Consider the following 19,871-nt stretch of genomic DNA (forward strand, 5'->3'; position numbering starts at 1 on the left):
CATGTTCTCACCCGAGGAATGTGCCGCCTACATCAGACATACAGGGTATGGTTCCAAAAGTGCCTGACAGACTCTAGAGCGCTTTCGCCTTGGGCGAATTCGCTCCAGCTTCGAATCGAGAGCAGTTTCACCGGCTTAGAGTCGCCAAGGCGACTCGGAGAAAGCCGATGCTGCTCTCGTGCCATGTTTTTGCGAGCATCTTCACGCGATCAGGTGACGCGACCTGATCGCGATCTGCTCTAGCCGACTCTCCTCAGCAGGGCGACGGGGCGCGCCTGCACCTTGCCGAGCTGGAAGCGGTTCACCAGGCCCGAGAGTTCCTCGGTCTCGCGCGCCAGGGCCTGGCTCGCCGCCGTCGACTCGCCCGCCATGGCGGCGTTCTGCTGCGTCGCCTGGTCCATCTGGTCGATGGCCGTATTGATCTGCTCGAGCGCCGAGGTTTGTTCCTGCGCCGAGGCCGCGATCTCGCCCACGATCGTGCTGAGGTCCGCGACCTGGACCAGGATGCGGCCCAGCGCCTGGCCGGTTTCGCCGACGAGGCCGACGCCCAGCCCGACCTGGCGGCCCGAGGCCGAAACGAGGGTCTTGATCTCCTTGGCGGCCTCGGCGGAGCGCTGCGCCAGGGCCCGCACCTCCGACGCCACGACGGCGAAGCCACGCCCCGCCTCGCCGGCCCGCGCCGCCTCCACGCCGGCGTTGAGGGCGAGCAGGTTGGTCTGGAACGCGATCTCGTCGATGACGCCGATGATCCGGGTGATCTGGTCCGAGGCGTGTTCGATCCCGCTCATGGCTTCGACGGCGCGCCGCACGACGAGGGCGGAGGATTCCGCGTCGGCCTTGGCGACGCCGACGACGTCCCGCGCCTGGGCGGCGCTCAGGCTCGTCCTGCGGACCGTGGCGGTGACCTCGCCCAGCGCCGCGGCGGTTTCTTCCAGGCTCGCCGCCTGCTGCTCGGTGCGGCGGGACAGGTTCTCGGCCGCCGTGGAGATGTCGCCCGTGCCGGTGCGGATCGCCGACGTGTTCGTCGCCACCACGGTCAGCGTGTCGGCCAGTCTCGCCATGGCGTCGTTGAAGTCGACGCGCAGCCGCTCGTAGTCCCGCGCGAAGCTGCGCTCGAGCCGGAACGTGAGGGCGCCGGTGGCGAGCTGGTCGAGGCCCCGGCCGATGCCCTCGACGACCTCGGCGAGGTCCGCGGCGGCGGTCGCGCGATCCGCCTCGGCCCGCGTGCGCGCGGCATCGGCATCGTCCCGCACCCGTGCCGCCTCGGCCTGCAGCGAGGCCCTGCCGCGGGCCGCCGCCTTGAAGGTTTCGACCGCGCCCGCCATGGCGCCGAGTTCGTCGCGGCGCTCCAGCGACGGCGTGGGCGCGCCGTCGTCGCCGGCCGCCATGGCCGCCATGTGCCGCGCCATGGCGAGAAGCGGGCGGGTGACGCGGCGGGCCACGACGGCGAGCCCGAACAGGACGAGGCCGACCGCCGCGAGGCTGCCGACGGCCAGGGCCAGCCTGTAGCGGTCGACGTAGACGGCGGCCTGGGCCTCGTCGGCCGCGTTGGCGGCCGTCGTCGCCGCCACGATCCTGTCGATGATCTCGCGGTGCTCGCCGTAGGTCGTCGCCATCTCGTCCAAGGCGGTCGACACGGCGGCCCCGTCGCGGCGCGCGATCGCCGGGAACAGCTGCCCGTCGAGCAATCGCCAGAAGGCCTGCACCTTCGCATGCGACGTCACCGTGAGGTCCCGGGCGATGTCGGCGGGAAGGTCGGCCTTCGCCCAATGGTCGTGACGGGCGTCGTATTCGCCGTGCAAGGCGTCGATGCGGGCCTTGTGCTGGGCCGCCCGGGCGACGTCCCGCGCCGCGAGGTTGGCCTCGAGATAGGCCTCGATGATGTATTCGGGGGGAGGGAGGATGTCGCCGATCAGGTCCTTGCCGGAGACGATCTTGTCGTAGAGCGGGCCGTTCACCTCCAACTGCGCCAGCGCCGTCCAGCTCAGCCCCACGAGCGCCAGCATGCTGGCGCAGGTGAGCGCTCCGAACAGGATCATCGTCTGCGAAACCGTGAGTCTCATCCGAACGCCCATCCATCGCCGGCCTGCGCCGACATCACGATGCATGGTTGAATGGAGTGGGGCCATTCCGGTTAAATTGGCGTGAAGGGTCGGCGTCCCCGACAGGGGCCGGTGCCTCGCCGTCGCGGCGGTCCCGTGGCGGGCGGCCGCGTCAGAACAGGATGGCGCGGCGGATCGGGTGGTCGTGGTCGAAGGTGGTCTCGAACAGGGCGGCGAGGTCGCGGGTGAAGCCGTAGCCGGCGTCCTTGAGGTCGCGGAACACGGGGTCGTCGCGGTCCCGGCGCGTCAGGCGTTCCAGGTGGCGCCGCACGCCGGGCTTCGCCAGGCGGGCGAGGAAATGGTCGTAGGCGTCGTAGATGGGGCCGACGGCCGCGGCGCCGCAGATCGCCGCCATGCGGTCGAGCGGCGTCAGGCCCAGCAGCGCCTGGAGCCGCGCCACCTTGTCGGCCGCGGCGCCCTCGCGCGTGGCGCCGAGCGCGAAGAGCCCGCTGGCGTAGAGGAGCTTGCGGGAGAAGACGAGCTTGAGGTTGCGCAGGCCCCAGGGCTTGTCGGCTTCCCCGGTCTTGAACTCGTAGTCGACCGCGATGGTGCGGTAGTAGCGGATGAGGTCGTTGAGCAGGAACAGCGGCAGCATGCCGTCGCCGACGCGCGGCGCGATGTAGCGTTCGAGCAGGATGCGCCGTGCCGCATGGAAGCCGGCGGCCTCGCTCAGGGGCTCGCCTTCGAGCAGGAACAGCATGCGGCGCGTCAGCCGCTGGTTGGTGTCGTCCTGCCCGCCCATGTTGCGCACCATGTCGGGCAGGTGCTCGATGGCGGCGAAGGGGCCGCCGCGCGCGGCTTCCACCGGCACGGCGCCCTTCAGCACCGCGTGCAGCGTCGCCGCCCAGGCGGGATCGGCCGCGTCGTCGTCCTCGCCGCGGATGATGAAATAGTCGAGGTCCGAGGCCGCGCAGGCTTCCCGCCGGGCGAAGGACCCGCAGGCCACCACCACGGCATCGCGCGGCACGGCGCCCTCCACGAGGACCTTCAGCTCGCCGAGCTTGCGGTCAGAATAGGTCCTGGCCTTCGCGATCGCCGCGTGCGTCATTGAACAGGTCCTGTCGCAACTCCTCGATGCGCTCATCGGTCAGGTCGCTCACCTCCAGGATGCGCTCGGAGCGCTGCTGGCGGTAGCGGGCCTTGTCGTGGCGCGCGAAGAAATCGCTGTCCGGGTCGGTGAAGAAACGCCGGGTGCGGGCCCGGAGCGGCGCCGTCAGGGCGCGGCGGGCTTCCCGCTCGAAGTGGGGCGCCGTCAGCAGGGCCCGCAGCTCCGGCAGCTTGGCGAAGAGCCGGCGCTCGGTGATGAAGTAGTCGGCGCGCGAGAAGCGGCCGATGGCGCGGCGCATGGCGTCCTGGCACACGGCGTCGGCCAGCATGCCCTTCTCGGAATTGATGATGACGCCGTAGACCATGTCCTTGCAGCGCCAGAACTCGTCCACCGTGTCGCGGTCCGCCGTGTCGCGCCGCCGCACCGCCGCCAGCATGACGGTCTCGGGGCTGAGGCGGGGCGCCGGCCGCTCGTAGGTGTGGGAGCGCAGGATGCCCTCGATCGTGTCGAAGTTGATGGGGCCGCCGAAGAACCCCTCGTGGCCCGGGTCCTCGCCGTCGATCACGGCGGCGAGCCGCCCCACGTCGAGCCCCGCCCGTACCAGCAGCCCGTTGACGTCCTGGCCGAGCGGCACGCGGCCGTGGAGGATGTCGGCCGTGGCGGCGTGGTGGTCGATCCCGAAATGCTCCTTGAAGACGGGTTCGAGCGAGTGGGACAGCGGGGCGTGGCCGATGTCGTGCAGCAGGGCGGCGGCGCCGATCAGCCTGCGGTCCTGCGGGGGGAGCCCGCGCAGGTCGGCGTAGAGCAGCGCCAGCCGGGCCACGCCCAGGCTGTGCTGGTAGCGGGTGTAGCGCCGGCTTCCCGGCCTGCCGTTGGGCGCCGGGATGCGGGCATAGTCGATGCCGCCGAGGAAGCGCACGTTGCTGAGGCGCGCGAAGGCCGGGGTGGCGATCAGGCTGGACAGGAGCGGATCGGTGCTGGCCGCGGCCGCGGCGTCGAGCGGCGCCTTGAAGTTGTAGTGTGGCCGCCCGTTCCCCTCTGACGTCACGCTCTGCCGCCTTCCCGCTGGCCGATGGGTCGCCCCTCTTAGCGGAAGCCGCCGGATCGCGACAGCCCGTGCGGGGCGCCCTCCACCGCTGCCTCGACCGCTGCCTCAACCGCTGCCTCGCCACCGCCCGGCGCTTGCGCTCCGTCGAGGATGGCGCCAGAACGCCATGGTGGGTCGAAAGTCCCGGGTGGGTCGACAGGCCCGCCGCGCCGCAGGCCGGGCCGTCCGGCACCGAACCCCGGGGAGAGAGCGATCAGCCCGTCCAAGCCGTCCGGCGCCCGCATCCACGGCCAGATCGTCGGCACGCTCGCGCGCGACGTCCTGGGCGGCGCCGTGGCCCCCGGTGACGCCCTGCCCAACGAGGACCTGCTGGCGGCCCGCTTCGCGGTGAGCCGCTCCTCCGTGCGGGAAGCCGTGAAGACGCTGGCCGCCAAGGGGCTGATCGAAAGCCGCCAGCGCGTCGGCGCCCGCATCCGCCCCCGCGCCGACTGGCACATGCTCGACCCGGACCTGCTGGCCTGGCACCCCGACATCCTGCACGACCGGCCCCTCATGGCGGGCCTGCTGGAAACGCGCCGCATCATCGAGCCGGCGGCGGCCGAACTCGCCGCCCTCCGTGCCACGGCGGAGGATTTCGCCGCCCTCGCGGCCTCGCTCGACGCCATGGCGGATGCCGCGCCCCGCGACCTCGAAGCCTGCTGCGAGGCCGACCTCGCCTTCCACGGCGGCATCATCGCGGCATCCCGCAACGTGGTGCTGGACGGGCTCGTGGCGACCATCGCGGCGGCGCTGCGGGCTTCGCTGCGGGCCACCAACAGCATCACGACCGACCAGGCCCGCTCCGTGGCGGCGCATCGCGCCGTGCTGGACGCCCTGCGGCGGCGCGACGGCGCCGGGGCCCGGGCCGCCATGAACGCCGTGCTCGACAACACCGAGCAAGACCTCGGCGCCGTGTGACCGCCCCATGCGCCTCGCCCTGTCCCTGATCCCGCTCGTGCTCCTCGGCCCGGTCGCCGCCGGTGCCGCCGGGGCGCGGGAAACGAACTGGGCCGACGTGCCCGATGCCAGGGCCCCCGCCTACGCGCCGTCCCGGGCGATCTGCCGCAAGCTCGGAGCCGCCACGCTGCCGGCCGGCGACCTGCCGACGCCGGCCGAGGCCGCGGGCCTCGCCGATTGCTCGTCCCAGGCGCTCTACTACGGCATCGGGCGGCCCGCCGACCCGAAGGCCGCGCGGCTCTGCGCCGTCGTGGAGAACCGGTCGGCGGACCCGCAGGTGACCGACTTCGGCTTCACGGGCGACCGCATGCTGATGACGGTCTACGCCAACGGCCGCGGCGCCGCGCGCGACCTCGACCTCGCCACCGCGCTCGCCTGCCGCGCCGGCGGCGCGCCGGCCGAGATCGACGGCCGCGTGCTCCACCTCGCCAAGCTGAAGGCCGAGGGCTGGACCGGCACGGACTTCAGCCTCTGCGACGACGCCACCAGCGGCCTGCTGCAGGGCGTCTGCGCCGACCACGACCAGCTGATCGCCCGGGACGGCCGGGCCCGCGCCTTCGCGGCCCTTTCGGTCCGGTGGACGGCGGCCGAAAGGGCCGCCGTCGTGCCGCTGCAGAAGGCCGCGGCGGCTTTCGTCGACGCGCGCGGCCAGAACGAGGTCGACCAGTCGGGCACCGGCCGGGGCGCCTTCGTGGTCGCCGCCGAGGAGAAGGCCGAGGGGGCCTTCGCCCGGCTCCTCGCCGATGCCGAGGCGGGCCGCATCGCCCCGGCCTCGGCCGACGACGCCAAGGCCGCCGATGCGGCGCTCAACGCCGGGTACCGGGCGCTGCTGGCCAAGGCGCCGGCCCTGGCCCGCGACACGACGCTGACGGCCGCCGGCCTCGCCGCGACGGAGCGGGCCTGGCTGCGCTACCGCGACGCCTGGCTGGCCTTCGCCAGGCTCCGCTACCCCGCGCTGCCACCCGACGCCCTGCTGGCCCGCCTGACGCGGGACCGCACCGCGCAGCTCGCCGACATCCCGGCGGCGACCGACTGAACCCACCCCTGATGCCCGTCGAGGAGCAGACCCCATGCCGAGCCCGGTCTCCTACATCCGCTACAGCGACGCCATCGAGCAGGTGCCCGCCGGGGAGGACGCCACGATCGACGCCATCATCGCCTCCATGACGCACGAGAGCGAGAAGGTCGCGGCCCGCCAGCACCACACGGTGCGGGCCTCGCACGCCAAGGCCTCGGCCTTCCTCAAGGGCGAATTGCGCGTGCTCGACGGCCTGCCGCCCGAGTTGCGACAGGGCGTCTTCGCGACCCCGCGCAGCTACGACGTGGCGGTGCGGATGGCGCAGGGGCCGGGCGAACACCTGCCCGACAGCGTCCACACCCATCGCGGCCTGGCCGTCAAGCTGTTCGGCGTCGACGGGGACCGGCTGCCGGGCCACACGGACACCACGCAGGACTTCGTGCTCGCCACCGGCCCGGTGTTCCCCAACGGCGATGCCGCCAGCTTCCTCACCGCCATGAGGGGGCTCGAAGCCGGTGCCGGCGGGACCATGCCGGATGCCGTGAAGAGCGCGGTCTCGGCCACGTCGGGCGTCATCAACACGGTCGTGAAAGCCGTCACGGGCAGCGACAGCCCGCTGATGGACTTCTTCGGCCACACGCCGCGCCATCCCCTGACCGACTGCTACTACTCGCAGGCGGCGCTGCGCTACGGCGACTACGTCGCCAAGATCGTTGCAGTGCCGGTCGCGCCCGAGCAGGACGCGCTCGGCCGCGACGCGATGGACCTCCACGGCAACCCCGACGTGTTCCGGGACGCCACGGTGGCGTATTTCCGGGACCGGCCCGCCGTCTTCGAGATCCGCGTGCAGCTCTGCACGGACCTCGGCACGATGCCGGTCGAGGACGCCTCCGTGCCGTGGCCGGAGGACGAGAGCCCGTATCGCCCCGTCGCCCGCCTGACACTGCCGCCCCAGGACGCCCTGAGCGACGCCCGGCGCCTCTTCATGGACGACGTCCTGTCGTTCCGGCCGGGCCACAGCCTCGCCGCGCATCGGCCCCTCGGCTCGCTGATGCGGGCGCGCCTGCGCACCTATCCGGCGCTCTACGCCTTCCGCCAGCGGCAGAACGGCAGCCCGCAGGTCGAGCCGAAGAGCCTTGCCGACATCCCGAACTGAGGCGCATCGGTTCGGAGGGCGGCACCGTGCCGATGCGCGCCGGCTTCGCGGTCCATCGGGCCGTCCCGGCCGTTGCCGTCCGCAGCGCCTCGCGCATAGGCTTTCCCGCGTGGGCCGCACGGCCGCGACACGGGAGGACGTCATGAGACTGCGTGGGAAGGTGGCCCTGGTGACGGGCGGGGCCGGAGGCATCGGCGCCGCCATCGCCGAGCGCTACGTCGCCGAAGGGGCGCGGGTGATCGTGGCGGACCGGTCGCTCGCGGCGGCTGAGGCCGTGGCGGCGAGGCTCGGTCCCGCGGCCTTCGGCTTCGCCGTGGACGTGGCCTCCATCCCGGCGGTCGAGGCCCTCCTGGAGGCCGCCGAAAGCCGCGTCGGCCCGCTGGACATCCTGGTCAACAACGCGGCCGTCTACGACCTGCAGCCGTTGCTGGCGGTCGATCCCGACAGCTTCGACCGGCTCTTCGCCATCAACGTCAGGGGCCTGTTCTTCACCATGCAGGCCGCGGCGCGCCGGATGGTGGCGGCCGGCCGACGCGGCGCGATCATCAACATGGCGTCCCAGGCCGGACGGCGCGGCGAAGCGCAGTCGGCCGTCTATGCCGCCACCAAGGCGACCGTGATCAGCCTGACGCAGTCGGCCGCGCTCGCGCTGGTCAAGGATGGAGTGCGGGTCAACGCCATCGCGCCGGGCGTCATCGACACGCCCATGTGGGACCACGTCGACGCGCTCCATGCGAAGCTCGACGGGCTCCCGGTCGGCGAGAAGAAGCGACAGGTCGGGGCCGCCGTGCCCTACGGCCGCATGGGCGTCGCCCGGGAGATCGCCGGCGCCGCCGTCTTCCTCGCCTCGGACGACGCCGAATACGTGGTGGGCCAGACGCTCAACGTCGACGGCGGCAACGTGCTGAGCTGAGGCGGGGACATCGCTCTCCGCGTCCGGGAAGGTGGCATGGCCACGGGTTCTCAGGTGAGGGTCACGGGCAGCGCCGCGAGGCCGCGGAAGTGGTAGCGGTCGGCGAAGCGGGGCGGTCCGGCGAGGCGGAGCCGGGGGAAGCGGCCGAACAGCACCGGCAGGGCGATCTCCAGCTCCAGGCGCGCCAGCGGGGCACCGAGGCAGAAATGCAGCCCGCCGCCGAAGGCGGTATGCGGGGCGGCGGGCCGCGCCGGGTCGAAGCGGTCGGGGTCCGGCCAGCGGGCCGGGTCGCGGTTGGCGGCGCCGATGAGAAGGCCGATGCGGTCCCCGGCCGCGAGGTCGACGCCGCCCACCGTGGCGGGCTCCAGCGCGAAACGCGTGAAGAGGTGCAGCGGCGGCTCGAAGCGCAGCACCTCCTCGACGGTGGCGCTCGTCGCCTCCGGCACCCGCACCAGCGCCGCCGGATCGAGGCCGCTCGCCAGGATGGCGGCGACCCCGTTGCCGATGGCGTGGACCGTGGCCTCGTGGCCGGCATTGAGCAGCAGCACGGCATTGGCGACGGCCTCGTCCTCGGAGATGGCGTCGCCCGCCGTCGCCAGCAGCGTCAGGAGGTCGTCCCGCGGGGCCCGTCGCCGCGCCGCCAGATGGGCGCCGAGATAGGCCGAGAAGTCCCGCGTGGCGGCGACGGCGGCGTCCTCGTCGGCGCGCGTCCTGGCGGGGCGATACATCGCCACCATGGCGTGCGACCAGCCGAGCAGGCGGGGCGCGTCCGCGGCCGGCACGCCCAGGAGCTCGGCGATGACCGACACCGGGATCGGCTCGGCGAAGGCCGGCAGGAGGTCGACGGGCCCGGGCGGGGCGGCGGCGAGGCCGTCGGCGAGCTGCCCGGCCAGGGCCGCCACGCGCGGGCGCAGGCCTGCGATGGCGCGCGACACGAAGGCCCGGTTGACGAGCCGCCGCAGCCGCGTGTGGGCGGGCGGCTCGCGCTCCAGCATCGACAGGGCGTCGAGGTCGTGGAACGGCTTCACGTGGGCGGGGACGGGCGGGGCGCCGCCCGGCGCCTCGCGCCCGAAGCGCCGGTCGCGGAACAGCGCCTCGACGCCGTCGGCGTCGGCGCAGCACCAGTGGCCGTAGTCTTCCCAGAAGAAGACCGGGCCGACGTCCCGCATGGCGGCATAGGCGCCGTAGGGGTCCTGCACGAAGGCGGGATCCGTCGGCGACAGCCGCACGCGCCGCCGCGCGGCATCGACGGCGAGGCCCGGCGGGAGGCTCATCCCCGTCTCAGGCCGATTCGGTACGGTCGTAGCCGTCGTTCAGCGCCGCCGCCGTCACCGGACGGGGCCGGCGGTGGCCGCTGATCTCGGCCCCGGCCTTCGGGGAGAAGCGCAGGTTCCAGATCGTGGCCGACAGCGAGATGCCGGTCACGACCAGGAAGGCGACCGAGAAGTCGCCGAGCTGCGGATGGGCATGGTCGCGCAGCACCATCGAGCCCTCGAGCGCCAGGGCCGCCGTGCAGATGCCGACCGACAGCATCAGCTGCTGGAACGTCGTGTAGAAGCTCGTGGCCGAACTCATGCGGGCGGGCGGCACGGCGTCGTACGCCACCGTGTTGTAGGCGGTGAACTGGAACGACATGAAGAAGCCGCACAGCATCAGGATGGCGAACATGGCCGGAAAGGGCAGGCCCGGCCGGAAGGCCGCGCAGCAGGCGTAGCCGCAGCTCGCCACGACGCCGTTGACGATGAGGCTCGAGCGGAAGCCGAACCGCCGCAGCAGGCCGGGCGCGAAGGCCTTCATCGACATGGAGCCGAGCGCGGTGGCGACGACGACGCCGCCGCTCTGCGCCGCCGTGAGGCCGAAGTCGAGCTGCAGCATCAGCGGCAGCAGGAACGGCTGCGCGCCCTGGGTGATGCGGGTCAGCGAGCCCGCGATGACCGAGGTGCCGAAGGACGGCAGCCGCATCAGCGACAGGTCCATGATGGGGTCGGCGGTGCGCCGGGCGTGACGCACGTAGAGCAGGCCGAAGCCGAAGCCGACCGCCAGCAGCAGCCCGACCAACGGCGCGAGGTCCGGGTGGCTGGCGAGCTCGAAGCCGAAGAACAGGCAGCCGAGCGCGATCCCCGACAGCGCCATGCCGGACCAGTCGAAGGGCCCGACCGCGTCGCCGTGGGTGTTCTCGATGAAGCGCAGCACGAGGCCGAGGCCGAGCAGGCCGATCGGGATGTTGATGTAGAAGATCCAGCGCCAGTCGAGGAAGGTGACGATGAAGCCCCCCACCGGCGGCCCCACGATGGGGCCGATCATGGCCGGCACCAGCAGCCAGGACATGGCCGACACGAGGTCCCGCCGCTCGACGGAGCGCAGCAGGACCAGCCGGCCCACCGGCATCATCATGGCGCCGCCGAGCCCCTGGAAGGCCCGGGCCAGGACGAAGAGCGGCAGGTTGGGCGCCTGGGCGCAGAGGGCCGAGCCCAGCATGAAGACCGCGATGGCGGCGGCGAAGACCGTGCGGGCCCCGTATTTGTCCGCCACCTTGCCGCTGGCCGGGATGAAGATCGCCAGGGACAGGAGGTAGGAGGTGAGCGCGATGCTCATGCTGGGCGCGGCCACGCCGAAGTCTCGCGCCATGGTGGGCAGGGCGGTGGCCAGGATCGTGGCGTCGAGCTGTTCCATGAACATCGCGCTCGCCACGATCAGGGCGATGAAGCGGAAGTTCAGCGGCTGGGAGGCCGGCAGCGTGGCAGCGGTCATGGACTCGTGCGGTCGGCGACCGGGGGGCTCGTCCGCGTGATGAGGTCCCCAGGTCAGACATCGGGCTCGTGGCGCGCCCGTCCGGGCCGGGCGATGCCGCGTCGCGATGTCTGACCTGGGCTCCCCGTTTGCCGCGCGCGGGCGCAGTCTCTCGATCTGCGGTGAGGGACGTGGTTCGGCGGTCCTGTCACTCTTATAGGTCGCTCATGTTCGGCGAACAGTGCCGGTTCCCGATGGCGGCCATGCGCTGCGGCCGGGGCTGCCGTAACGGAAAATTAGGGCTCCCCTTCGAAACCGCCCGAGCCCGAGCGGGGCGGCGTCGACGGGCGGGCGGCTGGCGATGCCGCGAGCGATGCCGCGCCGCCGGGTGGCCTCGTCCCGACGTCGGGCCGGCAGGCGTCAGAAGCGGTAGCCCAGGCCCGCGCCCACGATCAGCATGTCGAGCTTCACCGTGGCGGAGACCGGCCCGACGTGGGCGACCTGGACCGGCAGGAAGATCTGCTTCAGTTCGGCATTGGCGTACCAGTTGCCGCCGAGATGATAGTCGAGTCCGACCTGGATCATGGGCCCGACCTGCGGATCGGATTTGATCGCCGTGACGAGGGGCCGCGCCGGCTGGTAGGCCAACGGCACCGTCGCGCCGACGCCAACGCCGACGTAAGGGTTGAAGGTCGACAACGGGAGCAGGTGGTACTGCAGCGCAGCCGTCGTCGAGGCACTCCAGACGGTCCCGACCGGGAAGTTGCCCAGGAGCGAGTTCCGGATGGACGTCCGCGTCGGCACGATGCCGAACTGCGCCGCGACGGCGAAATGGTCGGTCATGAAATAGGAGACGTCGAGGTCCGGCAGGGCCCGCGCCGGCGTGACGATCCGCCCTCCGATCAGGTCGATCCGGGACCGCTGGTCGACCGGTATGGCGCCGATGATCCTGCCGCGCACCAGGAAGCTCCCCGCCGTCAGCCCGCCCTCGAGCGGCGGCGCCGCGGGTTGCGGCGCGACGGCCGCGGGCGAGCGGGCGGGCGAGGGTGCGGGGAGATCGGCCGCCCCCCCGGACGAGGGCAGGGCGATGGCGCAGGCGATGAGCGCGGTCCGGCACAGGTCGCCGCGTCGCGTTCTGCTGCGTCGTTCGATGTGAACCATGGGATCCTCGACGGTCATGGCCATTTCGGGCCGACGGAAAAGAGACGCTGCCTCGGGGGGCGGGCGCGGCGATGGGGTCAGTGCCGCGGCGTGGCGATCGCTCGCGATCCGGAGCTGGAGCGGATCCGCCGAAGGCGGAAGCGCTTGAGCGGCGCGCGGTGCTTCAGGTGGGATGCCACAGGATCGAGGCCGCGGCCGTCTCGACCGCCTCGCCGTCGCGGGCCGCCGGAACGCCCGGCGGCGTGTCGGACCCGGGCTTGCGCGGCACGGGAAGCCAGCCCACCCTGACCTGATTGCGGCCGTTCCGCTTCGCGGCGTAGAGGGCCGTATCGGCCCGGGCCAGGGCGGCGTCGATCCGGGCATCCCCCTCTGCCACGACCGAGACCCCGATGCTGGCCGTGACGGTGACGTCCGCGCCGCCGAGGACGAAGGGGCTCCCGCTCACCGCCAGGCAGAGCCGTTCGGCGATGTCGACCGCCGTGTCGACGTCGGCCCGGTCCAGCAAGGCCAGGAACTCTTCGCCGCCCCAGCGCGCCATGACGTCGTCCTGGCGCATGATGCCGCGAAGCCGCGCGGGGAAACCGGCCAGCACCGCGTCGCCGCCGTCGTGGCCGTAGGTGTCGTTGATGGACTTGAAGTGGTCGATGTCGATCAGCAGGATCGCGCCGCAGGGAGGGCCGGCCCGGCGCGCCACGGCCGCGAACAGGCCCCGGCGGTTCGCCAGCCCGGTGAGCGGGTCGGTCGCCGCCAGGCCGGCGACCCTCGCGTTCGCCCGTTCGCCGACCATCGCCAGATAGCCGACCTGGATGAGGACTCCGCACCACTGGTCGAAGAGCATCGCGTAGACGGCGGATTCCGGCGAGGCCAGGCGCTCTCCCGCGACATGGGCCAGGCCGATCGATGCGACGAAGGCGGTCGCATAGAGGCAGAAGCCGAATGCCACCAGGTATTGCGTCCACAGACGCATCTGGGACGTGGGCTTGAGGATCTCGAAGACGCAGAGGCCCGCCGTGAAGGCCATGATGACCAACTCCCCGGACAGCGCCCACGCCACCGAGAACTTCAGATGCAGCAACAGGCCGTACAGAAGGCCGGGACACAGGCTCAGCCCGGCCATGGCACGGACGGCGATGGACCTTTCGTGGAAGATGCGCAGGCCACACCAGGACAGCGCCAGGCTCGAGCCGTAGAGCGTGTAGACGATCGTGCCCAGGCCGACCCGCAGCGGCACGGCCGAAGGGCTGCCCAGCATGAGCACCGAGGCGATCAGCGAGCAGACGAGCGCGCCGGCCCACACCGCGAAATAGGTTTCCTTCGGCTGCCGCAGCAGGGTCACCAGGAACACGCTGACGAAGGCGAGGCGGCTGCAGATGCTGGCGACCCCAAGGGTGTGGAAGTCGAGCGCCGTCATCCCTGACCTCCCAGGGCCAGGCAGGCTCGGCCGGCCCGGGCCTCGCGCTCGACCGGCGCCGTCACGGGCCCGCAGGCCGTCGCGGCCCGGGCCGATCCCCGGTCCCATGTCGGGTCCGCCAGCAGCCGACGCACCGCCGCGGCGTCGACGGGCCGGCTGAAGAGGAAGCCTTGCAGCTCATCGCAGCCGATCCCACGCAGCAGCGCGACGGCAGCCTCGGTCTCGACCCCCTCGGCCGTGACGGCCATCCCGAGGCCGCGTGCGATGTCGTGCATCGCCCGCACCAGGACCCAGTTGGCCTGGCTTTCATCGATGCCCTGGATGAACGAGCGATCGATCTTGAGCCGGTCGAAGACGAAGCGCTGGAGATAGCCGAGCGACGAATAGCCGGTCCCGAAATCGTCGAGCGCCACGTTGACGCCGAGCGCGCGGATGCGGCGGATGCAGTTGATCGCGGCGGCCACGTCGCTGACCATGACGGACTCGGTCAGTTCGAGTTCGAGCCGGTGCGGCGGCAGTCCGCTCGCCTCCAGGGCGCTCGCGACCCGGTCGAAGAGCCCGGGTTGCCGCAGCTGGACGGGCGAAACGTTGACGGACACGCGGCAGTCCCCGCGCCATGTCGCGGCCTGTCGGCAGGCCGTGTCGAGGACCCAGGTTCCCATGGCGCCGATCAGCCCATGGCGTTCCGCCACCGGCACGAAGTCGGCCGGCGATACGGGTCCCAGGGCCGCGTGGTGCCACCGCAGGAGCGCCTCGAAGCCCGTGACGGCACCCGTCGCGGCGTCGACGAAGGGTTGGTAGGCCAGCATGAGTTCGCCGCGATCCAGGGCGAGCCGCAGGTCGTCGACGCGAAACCGCGGTCGCCGGGTCGGGCCATCGCGCTCGACCGTCGAGCGCGTCCCGCCGGGCGCCGGCGCTGGTGCGGCGATCCTCATGGACGTCGCCCGACGTCTTGGCCTTTGTGCATGACCCGCAACCCTCCGCTGCGGATCTTGTAGAGTCCCGGGTTTAACCGACCGTTGCAATACGCCCGTCGAACGGGGCAAGACTCAACGTCGTGAATCGATGTCGACGCTCGGGCAGCCGCGGTGGGACCCGACCGTCGCGCCCCGTCGGACCGACGCGCGCCCGCTCACTGGGGATCCAGCCTTCCGCTCGAACGGGATGTGTGGTTTTGCGATGTCGGGGACGCGACGTTTCCGGGGCCGAGGCCGCCGGGCGGCGTCACCAGTCCGAGGCCTTGCCCAGCGGGCCGGTCGGCAGCCGAGGGCCGAAGGCGATGGCCACTGGCCGTTCGGCGACCGGCAGTTCGGCGCGGATCCAGCCGGACAGGTCGTCCCGCAGGACCGCGACGTCGGCTCCGGCCTCGGGGACCACGAAGGCCTTGAGGCGGGTGCCCTCGTCCGGGCGCATCAGCCTCACCGCCGCCTCATGGACGCCGGGGCGTCCGCGCAGGCGTTCCGCCACGCGGTCGGGGTGGACGTTGATGCCGCCGACCTGCACGGCGCCGTCCCGTCGCCCCGCCAGGCAGAACCGACGCCCCTCGCGGGAGCGGATCCGGTCCGGCAGCCCGGCGCGCCGGCCGGAGCGATGAAGGATCTCGGGCGTCGCGTCGTCCAGCGGCGCGGCGAAATCCCAATGCGGCATGAGCGTATAGGCCGCCTCCGGCCAGCGCCGCACCGCCACACCGGCCGTCTCGGACGAGCCGTAGACTTCCGTCATCCCCGCCAGCCCGCGCTCGTGCAGCGCCGCGATCAGCGGTGGCGGGCAGGGCGCGGTCGAAACCGCGCCCTCGACGTCCTCCGGCCAGCCCGGCAGCGAGCGCTCGAGCCAGAGCCAGCGTTCGGGGACCGTGACGACGAGATCGCCCGGCGCGAGGGTGCGGGCCACCTCGGAGGCGCCGAAGCCGGTCGCGTCGACATGCGGCACGCCGAGCGCGTCCGGCAGCAGCGCGGCGAAGAGGAGGCCGAAGGCGTGGTGGGCCGGCACGAGGGTCACGACGCGGCGCCTGTCCCGGAACAGCCGGCCGAGATATGCGGCTTCGGTCAGCAGGGCTTCGCCCGCATGCCGGCATCGCTTCGGCTGCCCCGTGGTGCCCGACGTCGTCAGCGTGAGGGCGGCGACGCCGGATCGCCACCCGGCCTCGATCCGGTCCATCCAGCCCCCGAACGTGGCTTCGGCGGGCAGGTCGGTGTCGCAGCCGGCCTCGTGGAGGTGGAACATCTCGTTCACCGCCGCGGCGAGCCAGAGCGTGTCCAAGGAATCGCACCCGAGCCCCTCCGCCCCCGTGCCGATCGGCATGGACTCGGGCCAGGCGGGCGGCAGGCCGCGCGGCAGGGACGTGTCAGAGCCCGCACGGCCGCGGGCGACCCGAAGCTCCGCGGCGAGCAGGCTCTGCAGAACGGCCGAGAGGGCGCGGCGCGACAGCATCGCGGTTCGGTGGCGGTTCAGGCGGCCGCCTGACCGGGGTCGGACGCGACGACCCGGTCGCGGCCCGTGCGCTTGGCCACGTAGAGCGCGCCGTCGGCCGCCGCCAGCAGGTCGGCCAGGGAGGTGATGCCGCCGCCGAGGGCGCTGCATCCGAAGCTCGCCGTGATGCGCAGCGGGATCCCGCCCGCCTCCATCTGCTGGGCGGCGAGCGAGGCGCGCAGGCGTTCCGCGACGACGGAGGCCGCCGAGAGGGACGCTTCCGGCATCAGCGCGACGAACTCCTCGCCGCCGAGGCGGGCGAAGAGGTCCTCGGGGCGCAGCCCCGCCTCGCAGCGCCGCGCCACCTCGCGCAGCACGGCATCGCCGGCCGCATGCCCGTGCTCGTCGTTGACGCGCTTGAACAGGTCGACGTCGAGGAGCACGAGCGCCAGCGGAGTCCCGTCCCGGAGCGATCGCAGGATCTGACGCTCCGCCGTCTCGAAGAAATGCGCGCGGTTGCTGGCGCCGGTGAGGTGGTCGCGGGTCAGCATCCGCCTGAGGTCGGCGGCGTCGCGGTGCTGGCGCGTCACCGCGCGGAGGATCATGGCGAACCCTTGCGCGACCCCGTCGGAGGGGTGGCGGAGGGCGATCAGCCGCTGGCACCAGTAGCGGCCTCCGTCGGCCAGGGCGTGCCAGCCCTCGTGCAGATGCCAACCGTCCCGTCGCGCCACCGCGATGGCTTCGCCGGGCTGCAGCGTCGCGGAAGCGCGGTCGGGGCGGTCGAAGGCGGCGAAGCAACGCCCGACCAGCTCCGTTTCGGCGAAGCCGGTCTGCCGGGTCGCCGAGGGCATGGCGGCGTCGATGCACCCGGTCGCGTCGATGGACAGGACCGCGACGTCGTCGATGCCGTCGAGGAGCGAGGCGAACCAGGTTTCCGCCTGTTTCAGGCGGCGCTCGCGGGCCACCTGCTCGGTCACGTCCGACAGCGTCGCGACGTAGCGGTCCTCCGTCAGCTTGGAAACGCTGCAGGCCAGCACGCTCGACCGCGCGCCCCGTCCCGTGATGATGCGGTGGCCCTCGCAGATCGTGCCCTGCGGGGCCGCGAACTGTTGGACCATGTTGCGCAACTCGGGGGCGCAGCCCTCGAAGACATCGAAGAGGTTGGCCACGAAGGGACGGCCGGCCATGGGCAGGAGGAGGCCCATGGCGGCCGGGTTGATCATGCCGATGACGCCGGCGGCCGAAAACTCGACGAGCCCAGCCGGGCAGGCATAGAGGAACTGCAGCAGAGCTGTGTTTTCGGTCTCGATGTCGGTCGCCACGGCTGCCCCCCTCAGCGGTCGATGAGAATGAAGCGACGCTCCATTCGCCGTGCCTTCAGCAGCCGCAGGCGCACGGGTGTCGGGCGCATGCGCAAGGTGAGCACGTAGTCGATCGTCGCGTCGATCTCGGCTTCGTCCTCGAGGCGCTGCGCGACCATGAAGTTGTTCATGCATTGCGCCGTCACGGAGAAGTAATGCGTGCCGACGACGGTGTCGCGCGGCAGGCCGGCCAGCTTGGCCTCCGTCGCGTTGTAGACCTCGACGTTGCCCTCGGACGAAAGCCCGACGACCCCGAACGGCAACGTGTCGAGCGCTTCCTCGTCGAGCGCGGCGAGCGTGTCGAGGGCGATGGCGTCGAACGAGAGCATGGCGGCGCTTTGCAAGGTCGATCCCCGACGGTCAGAGGGCAACATCGGCGACACGGTCGGCGACGGGCGCGTCGAGGCACGCCGCCGCGGGTTGCCGCGCCGGCCACCAGACCGGCGGCAGGGCCGCCACGGCCGGCTTGGCGAACAGGAAGCCCTGGAACAGGTCGATGCCGGCCGCGCGGAGGGTGGCCAGTTCGGCCTCGGTCTCCACCCCCTCGGCGATCACCACGACGTCCAACTGGCGCGCCATGGCGATCACGCCCCCGACGATGACCTGACGCGCGGTCGACGTCGCGATGCCGCGGATCAGCTCCATGTCGAGCTTGATGAAGTCGGGCTGGAAGCTCGCCAGCAGGTTCAGCCCGGCATAGCCGGCGCCGAAATCGTCGATGGCGGTGGCGAAGCCCTGCCGGCGGTATTCGGCGACGATCCGCTGCACGTGGGCGGTGTCGGTCATCCGCTCGTTCTCGGTGAACTCGAACATGATCCGGCGGTGCGAGAACCCCACGCGACGGGCGGCGTCCAGCGTCGCACGGATGCAGGCAGCCGGTTCGTAGACGGCGTTCGGCATGAAGTTGATCGACAGCCGGGCCTCGGTGTTGGGGAACAGGCTCCGGGCGAGCTCGATCGCCGTGACGCGGCAGGCCTGGTCGAACTTGTAGCGGTTGACGTCGTCGACCATCGCCAGGATCTGGCCGGCGCCCTCGCCCGCAACGCCCCTGACAAGGGCTTCGTAGCCCCAGACGACCTGTCGCTGAAGGTCGATGATGGGATGGAACGCCATCGTGAACTCGAATGGCAGCGGTCCACCCTCTCGGCAGCCTTGGCACGCGGTTTTCATGGCTTACAGGTCTCGACCTCGCTCCAATAAACTAACTGCGCGATCGTTTCATTGACGTAAATCGTCAGACGGCGCCGTCGCGCTGCGACATCTAGACAGCAAGCAAGGACGGTGGTGTCAAATGCGAATTATCGCCGCATTCAATGCGCGGATCTCTGGCTGCCTCCACCGACCCTGCGGAACCCTCGACAGGCTTTGCATCGGACGGCTGCCCGCCGGGTGACCAAGACTACGGCGATCTGTGGGAGGGTTGCTGAAACCGGAATCGGACGACGCCCGACGGCAGACTGGCGTCACGGGCGGTGCGGATCGCCGGCGTGGGGTTCGAGGCTGCGGCGGGTGCGCAGGATGCGGATGCCGACGCTGCGGCAGTCCGGGTACACGTCGAGCTTGCGAAGGTAGACTTCGACGGCGGCGACGTCGCGCGGCTTGAGGCAGAGCCCGGCCACGCGCTCGGCCAGCGTTTCCTGGAGGTCGACGTGGGGCGCCTCGGCGAGGGCGGCGATGTCGCGCTTCACCGCATCGTAGTCGACCACCTCGGCGAGGTCGTCCGAGGCGAGTGGGGCCGCCGGCACCACGAGGAGTTCGGCCGAGACCCGGACCCGCTGCGGCCCGTGCCGCTCGGCGGCATGGGCGCCGATGCGCAGCGTGAGGTCGAGGTCCTCGAAGACGATGACGCGGGCCGCCTCGTCGTTCGACAGCAGCGCGGCCCTGAGGCTGGGGAAGGGTGACACGGGATGGGCTCCGTCGCCGGGAGGACGCGCCACGACTGTGCAGCATCGGGCCGGCGCGCGCCATCCCGGCCTGGCGCCCGCCCATTTGGGGGATGAAAACCCGGGTCCCACAACGCCGCCGTTTCCGCTACGATGACGCGGCGCCGCCCCGCGGCGAAGCAGGCTTCAAGGGCGTCGCATGCCGGACCAGCACCTCCAGGATTGCAGGATCCTCGTGGTCGAGGACACGTATTTCATCGCCGACGACATCGGCGCCGCGCTGCGCCGCGCCGGTGCCGTCGTGGTCGGGCCGGCGCCGAGCCGCGAGGCCGCGCTGGCGCTCCTCGCGTCCGAGACGATCGATGCCGCCGTGCTCGACGTGAACCTGCAGGGCGAGACCGCCTATCGCTTGGCCGACCAGTTGCTCGCGCGCCGCACGCCCTTCGTCTTCGCGACCGGCTACGGCCGCGCCTTCATCCCGGAAGCCTATGGCGCCATCTCCCTGTGGGAGAAGCCGTTCGACCCGCGCGCGCTCGTCGGCGCGCTGCCCGCGCTGATCGCCGAGGCCCGCGCGGGCGGCTGAGGCCGGCTGGGGGAGGGGGTGCGGGATCCCCGGGTGACGAACGCGTCGAGCT

At 72.1% G+C, this 19,871-nt stretch carries 18 protein-coding genes; 5 read left to right on the plus strand and 13 right to left on the minus strand.

Features of this window, described 5'->3' with window-relative positions:
- Positions 1 to 239 precede the first annotated feature (239 nt).
- The 3 genes from D3272_RS06865 to D3272_RS06875 form a co-directional block, all read right to left on the minus strand.
- Positions 240 to 2,063 (minus strand): methyl-accepting chemotaxis protein, encoded by a 1,824-nt coding sequence (locus tag D3272_RS06865; protein ID WP_207210151.1) that lies wholly within the window; start codon positions 2,061 to 2,063, stop codon positions 240 to 242.
- 151 nt (positions 2,064 to 2,214) lie between these two features.
- Positions 2,215 to 3,150 carry a DUF294 nucleotidyltransferase-like domain-containing protein gene (locus D3272_RS06870; RefSeq protein ID WP_165361259.1) on the minus strand — a complete coding sequence of 312 codons (936 nt, stop codon included), beginning with the start codon at positions 3,148 to 3,150 and terminating at the stop codon, positions 2,215 to 2,217.
- Positions 3,110 to 4,198: an HD domain-containing protein gene (locus D3272_RS06875; protein WP_165361260.1), complete on the minus strand. Its 1,089-nt coding sequence runs from the start codon at positions 4,196 to 4,198 to the stop codon at positions 3,110 to 3,112. Before D3272_RS06875 ends, D3272_RS06870 begins: the two co-directional genes overlap by 41 nt.
- 150 nt (positions 4,199 to 4,348) lie before the next feature.
- Between D3272_RS06875 and D3272_RS06880 the strand changes: the two genes are divergently transcribed.
- The 4 genes from D3272_RS06880 to D3272_RS06895 all read left to right on the plus strand — a co-directional run bounded on the left by D3272_RS06880 (position 4,349) and on the right by D3272_RS06895 (position 8,281).
- Positions 4,349 to 5,155, plus strand: coding sequence for a FadR/GntR family transcriptional regulator (locus D3272_RS06880; protein ID WP_129218428.1), 807 nt, complete (start codon positions 4,349 to 4,351; stop codon positions 5,153 to 5,155).
- A 7-nt stretch (positions 5,156 to 5,162) separates the two neighbouring features.
- Positions 5,163 to 6,230, plus strand: a complete 1,068-nt coding sequence (locus D3272_RS06885) for a lysozyme inhibitor LprI family protein (RefSeq protein WP_129218429.1) — start codon at positions 5,163 to 5,165, stop codon at positions 6,228 to 6,230.
- A 34-nt stretch (positions 6,231 to 6,264) separates the two neighbouring features.
- A complete protein-coding gene (locus D3272_RS06890) occupies positions 6,265 to 7,368 on the plus strand; it encodes a catalase family protein (protein ID WP_129218430.1) in 1,104 nt (367 codons plus the stop codon).
- Between the two features lie 142 nt (positions 7,369 to 7,510).
- On the plus strand, positions 7,511 to 8,281 hold the full coding sequence (locus tag D3272_RS06895; RefSeq protein ID WP_129218431.1) for an L-iditol 2-dehydrogenase: 771 nt from the start codon (positions 7,511 to 7,513) through the stop codon (positions 8,279 to 8,281).
- Between the two features lie 50 nt (positions 8,282 to 8,331).
- Here D3272_RS06895 and D3272_RS06900 read toward each other — a convergent pair whose 3' ends face one another.
- From D3272_RS06900 to D3272_RS06945, 10 genes are all read right to left on the minus strand, one after another.
- Entirely contained in the window at positions 8,332 to 9,555 is a 1,224-nt protein-coding gene (locus D3272_RS06900; RefSeq protein WP_129218432.1) for a cytochrome P450, read from the minus strand.
- A gap of 7 nt (positions 9,556 to 9,562) precedes the next feature.
- Positions 9,563 to 11,032, minus strand: coding sequence for an MFS transporter (locus tag D3272_RS06905; RefSeq protein WP_129218433.1), 1,470 nt, complete (start codon positions 11,030 to 11,032; stop codon positions 9,563 to 9,565).
- A gap of 399 nt (positions 11,033 to 11,431) precedes the next feature.
- The gene (locus D3272_RS06910; RefSeq protein ID WP_129218434.1) at positions 11,432 to 12,172 is read right to left on the minus strand and encodes an OmpW/AlkL family protein; all 741 of its coding nucleotides are present in this window, start codon (positions 12,170 to 12,172) and stop codon (positions 11,432 to 11,434) included.
- 163 nt (positions 12,173 to 12,335) lie between these two features.
- Positions 12,336 to 13,583, minus strand: coding sequence for a GGDEF domain-containing protein (locus D3272_RS06915; RefSeq protein ID WP_129218435.1), 1,248 nt, complete (start codon positions 13,581 to 13,583; stop codon positions 12,336 to 12,338).
- The gene (locus D3272_RS06920) at positions 13,580 to 14,518 is read right to left on the minus strand and encodes a putative bifunctional diguanylate cyclase/phosphodiesterase (protein ID WP_129218436.1); all 939 of its coding nucleotides are present in this window, start codon (positions 14,516 to 14,518) and stop codon (positions 13,580 to 13,582) included. The genes D3272_RS06915 and D3272_RS06920 overlap by 4 nt, the downstream gene beginning before the upstream one ends.
- A 289-nt stretch (positions 14,519 to 14,807) precedes the next feature.
- Positions 14,808 to 16,013 carry an AMP-binding protein gene (locus D3272_RS06925; RefSeq protein ID WP_165361261.1) on the minus strand — a complete coding sequence of 402 codons (1,206 nt, stop codon included), beginning with the start codon at positions 16,011 to 16,013 and terminating at the stop codon, positions 14,808 to 14,810.
- A gap of 17 nt (positions 16,014 to 16,030) precedes the next feature.
- On the minus strand, positions 16,031 to 17,314 hold the full coding sequence (locus D3272_RS06930) for a sensor domain-containing diguanylate cyclase (protein WP_129218438.1): 1,284 nt from the start codon (positions 17,312 to 17,314) through the stop codon (positions 16,031 to 16,033).
- Between the two features lie 11 nt (positions 17,315 to 17,325).
- On the minus strand, positions 17,326 to 17,697 hold the full coding sequence (locus D3272_RS06935; RefSeq protein ID WP_207210152.1) for a PAS domain-containing protein: 372 nt from the start codon (positions 17,695 to 17,697) through the stop codon (positions 17,326 to 17,328).
- 16 nt (positions 17,698 to 17,713) lie between these two features.
- The gene (locus tag D3272_RS06940; protein WP_129218440.1) at positions 17,714 to 18,523 is read right to left on the minus strand and encodes an EAL domain-containing protein; all 810 of its coding nucleotides are present in this window, start codon (positions 18,521 to 18,523) and stop codon (positions 17,714 to 17,716) included.
- Between the two features lie 293 nt (positions 18,524 to 18,816).
- Positions 18,817 to 19,257 (minus strand): dihydroneopterin aldolase, encoded by a 441-nt coding sequence (locus tag D3272_RS06945; protein WP_165361262.1) that lies wholly within the window; start codon positions 19,255 to 19,257, stop codon positions 18,817 to 18,819.
- Between the two features lie 178 nt (positions 19,258 to 19,435).
- On the opposite strand from D3272_RS06945, the gene D3272_RS06950 reads away from it, so the two are divergent.
- Positions 19,436 to 19,819: a response regulator gene (locus D3272_RS06950; protein ID WP_129218442.1), complete on the plus strand. Its 384-nt coding sequence runs from the start codon at positions 19,436 to 19,438 to the stop codon at positions 19,817 to 19,819.
- Positions 19,820 to 19,871: the final 52 nt, after the last annotated feature.

This window comes from Lichenibacterium ramalinae (assembly GCF_004137085.1).
Taxonomy (GTDB): Bacteria; Pseudomonadota; Alphaproteobacteria; order Rhizobiales; family Beijerinckiaceae; genus Lichenihabitans; species Lichenihabitans ramalinae.

What these genes read in the sequence shown, in the direction of transcription:
- D3272_RS06865 (WP_207210151.1), bottom strand. Translation starts at nt 2,063, where the DNA reads ATGAGACTCACGGTTTCGCAGACGATGATCCTGTTCGGAGCGCTCACC.
- D3272_RS06870 (WP_165361259.1), bottom strand. Translation starts at nt 3,150, where the DNA reads ATGACGCACGCGGCGATCGCGAAGGCCAGGACCTATTCTGACCGCAAG.
- D3272_RS06880 (WP_129218428.1), top strand. Translation starts at nt 4,349, where the DNA reads ATGGCGCCAGAACGCCATGGTGGGTCGAAAGTCCCGGGTGGGTCGACA.
- D3272_RS06885 (WP_129218429.1), top strand. Translation starts at nt 5,163, where the DNA reads ATGCGCCTCGCCCTGTCCCTGATCCCGCTCGTGCTCCTCGGCCCGGTC.
- D3272_RS06890 (WP_129218430.1), top strand. Translation starts at nt 6,265, where the DNA reads ATGCCGAGCCCGGTCTCCTACATCCGCTACAGCGACGCCATCGAGCAG.
- D3272_RS06895 (WP_129218431.1), top strand. Translation starts at nt 7,511, where the DNA reads ATGAGACTGCGTGGGAAGGTGGCCCTGGTGACGGGCGGGGCCGGAGGC.
- D3272_RS06900 (WP_129218432.1), bottom strand. Translation starts at nt 9,555, where the DNA reads ATGAGCCTCCCGCCGGGCCTCGCCGTCGATGCCGCGCGGCGGCGCGTG.
- D3272_RS06905 (WP_129218433.1), bottom strand. Translation starts at nt 11,032, where the DNA reads ATGACCGCTGCCACGCTGCCGGCCTCCCAGCCGCTGAACTTCCGCTTC.
- D3272_RS06910 (WP_129218434.1), bottom strand. Translation starts at nt 12,172, where the DNA reads ATGGTTCACATCGAACGACGCAGCAGAACGCGACGCGGCGACCTGTGC.
- D3272_RS06915 (WP_129218435.1), bottom strand. Translation starts at nt 13,583, where the DNA reads ATGACGGCGCTCGACTTCCACACCCTTGGGGTCGCCAGCATCTGCAGC.
- D3272_RS06920 (WP_129218436.1), bottom strand. Translation starts at nt 14,518, where the DNA reads ATGAGGATCGCCGCACCAGCGCCGGCGCCCGGCGGGACGCGCTCGACG.
- D3272_RS06925 (WP_165361261.1), bottom strand. Translation starts at nt 16,013, where the DNA reads ATGCTGTCGCGCCGCGCCCTCTCGGCCGTTCTGCAGAGCCTGCTCGCC.
- D3272_RS06940 (WP_129218440.1), bottom strand. Translation starts at nt 18,523, where the DNA reads ATGAAAACCGCGTGCCAAGGCTGCCGAGAGGGTGGACCGCTGCCATTC.
- D3272_RS06950 (WP_129218442.1), top strand. Translation starts at nt 19,436, where the DNA reads ATGCCGGACCAGCACCTCCAGGATTGCAGGATCCTCGTGGTCGAGGAC.